This is a genomic window from Deltaproteobacteria bacterium (assembly GCA_016219225.1).
GTDB lineage: Bacteria > Desulfobacterota > RBG-13-43-22 > RBG-13-43-22 > RBG-13-43-22 > RBG-13-43-22.
Map to the genome: position 1 here is coordinate 1 of JACRBX010000123.1, position 2,440 is coordinate 2,440.

Below are 2,440 nucleotides of genomic sequence, written 5' to 3' on the forward strand. Positions count from 1 at the left end.
AAAGCCGGGGCGTTGTCGAGGATCATTAGAGAAAAATGTCGAGAAGCCGGAGTTAATGAAATTGAGTTAAAATCTGGGAGCCGCCGAAAGGCTGTGTCGGAACTTCGAAGAAGGCTCTGTTTTTATCTATACCGGGAACTGGGGCTCCCTATGGCTGAGATCGCCCGTCAGGTTGGGGTTGGGACAACCGGGGTGGCTATGGCAATTAAAGCGATGGAAGCAGCTACTCAAACTGAATGAAATGAACAACGTCCCCTCGCACGCGATGGAAACCACGTAACAGTTTAGTTCTTTTGTAATTAATTTTGTCTGGATGATAAAAAAAACTTGACATCCGGGCATTTTTTAGGTTAAATTATATGAGTACTTGTACTCTTGTGAAAAGGAAGGTTTTATTATGGAAAGACTTTCGGTTCTCAAAAAACGACAAGATCTGCTTCGACAGGAAATTATGGCTCATCTCGATTCCTTTCTTATCGGGACCGTTGCCAAATCCCCGTCTATGTCCGGATATGGGCTGACCACCAAGGTGGAGGGGAAAACCGTCACCCTTTACGTCAGGAAGAACCTTGTTCCGAAGGCCCTGGAGATGGGAAAGCGTTATAAACAGCTTTGGGCCCTTATCCAGAAGTTGTCCAAGATCAACTGGGAGATTCTAAAACTGGAGAACCCTTAAGAATGAAGCCTCCTGTTTTTCCGCCCCGTGATTTCGTCTGTTCATATGAGCATAACTGTCCTTATCTGGGCGGGCTGTCCACCACCTGGGTGTTGGGAGAGTATCGGATGGGGGAAAATTCCTATCAAGAGCACTTGAGGATTAACGATCTATTGGATCAGAGGCTGGACTCAGCCCTTAAGCGTAATCGTGAGTTGGAAAGGGAACTGGCGGAGCTTCGGGCCAAATATCAGGCCTTACACCAAAAGCAATTTAAGACGAACCGAAAAAAGGAGGGTGGTCCTGACGATAAAAAGGATGTCCCGGAGCAATCCGGCCAGAAAAAACGCGGTGCTCCCATGGGCCATCCGGGATGGTTCAGGCCGAAACCGATCCACATTGATCGGTCCGTTCCGGTCTCAGCGCCACACCAATGTCCCTATTGTGGTTCAACAGACTTAACCCCGATTGAAGAACCCCTGGAGCATATTCAGGAAGACATTGTGCTGGTCCCCCGCCCCGGTGTTACGCGGTATGTGCATGAACAGGCCTTCTGTACTCAGTGTCGAGGACCCGTTGTTCAGACGGCAGCCGACGAGATTCTCCATGCCCCAATCGGGCCGGTGGCCAAGTCGACCGCTATGTATCTACGTTATGAGATCGGCATTCCGTACCGAAAAGTCGCAGAGGTCTTCAAGGTTTTGTTCGGTCTATCGTTCGTGCCGGCTTCTCTGGTTGGCTTTGACCAAAAAGCAGCTAAGTTGGGCGAGCCTATTTACGCAGACCTGCGGGAAAAGCTCAGGATGTCTGACGTGGCCCATGCCGATGAAACCTCATGGCGTAATGATGGAGATGGCCATTATGTGTGGTATGGGGGCAATGAAGACCTGGCCTTCTTTCATATCGATCGGCACCGCTCTGCCGAGGTAGCCAAGTCCATCTTCGGAAAGGACTTCCCCGGTACGCTGGTGCGAGACCGCTATCCAGCTTATAACGGCATCGGCGCCAACTGGCAGGCTTGTCTGGCCCATATCATCACAACCGTTAAAGAAATCAAACGGGAACATGCTCTCCTGCCGCAACCGGAGCAGGACAAACACGTAGACTCCTTTACCAGCCGAGTCAAAGACTTTTTCTCCAAGGCCTGTGAAACCGGCCAGGATCTAAGATCCGGTATCCTTTCAAAACAGTCGGCCTTGAAGATCGAAAAATTTTTCCTCAAAGAACTCACGAATATCTGTCAACAACCCCTTCAGTTCAAGCCCGCTGAGACGCTCCGAAAGTACCTCGTCGGTCCGGAACAGAAAAGCCTCTTCACCTTTCTGCGCATCCCCGGCGTGCCGCCTACCAATAATCAGGCCGAACAATCCCTGAGAAAAATGGTCATCTTCCGCAAAGTCTGTTTTGGAACGAGATCAGATAAAGGATTAAAGACCCATAGTATCCTCCCCAGCCTGGTTCAAACGGCCAAAAGGCAAAAGGTCCATCCCCTGACCTTCCTCAAAACTCTCCTAACGGCTGATTCGGCTTCTGCCCAGGCGGCCTTGTATAATAACTCCAGTTGATCGGAAATGTTCGGGCAGGTTCCAATTTTTGCTTGGCGGTGGGCCTCGGGGTGATTATAGTCCCCTTGGGGATAGGGACTAAACTGTTACCTTCTGACCGATATGATGCCTCATCTGATGAAGCATTCCTGGCCGGGAAATGTACGGGAATTGATGAACTTTTCCCAGCGTTTCCTTCTTTCTCTATGGGGAGGGGACGTTGTTTCATAGCATTCATTGC

General features: G+C 50.1%; 2 protein-coding genes. Both read left to right on the forward strand.

All coding sequences use genetic code 11. From position 1 onward, the window contains the following. Positions 1 to 397 precede the first annotated feature (397 nt). Complete coding sequence (locus HY879_10905) at positions 398 to 676, forward strand: hypothetical protein (GenBank protein MBI5603852.1); 279 nt, start codon at positions 398 to 400, stop codon at positions 674 to 676. A gap of 2 nt (positions 677 to 678) precedes the next feature. Beyond that, positions 679 to 2,220 carry an IS66 family transposase gene (locus HY879_10910; protein MBI5603853.1) on the forward strand — a complete coding sequence of 514 codons (1,542 nt, stop codon included), beginning with the start codon at positions 679 to 681 and terminating at the stop codon, positions 2,218 to 2,220. The last annotated feature ends 220 nt before the right edge of the window (positions 2,221 to 2,440 follow it).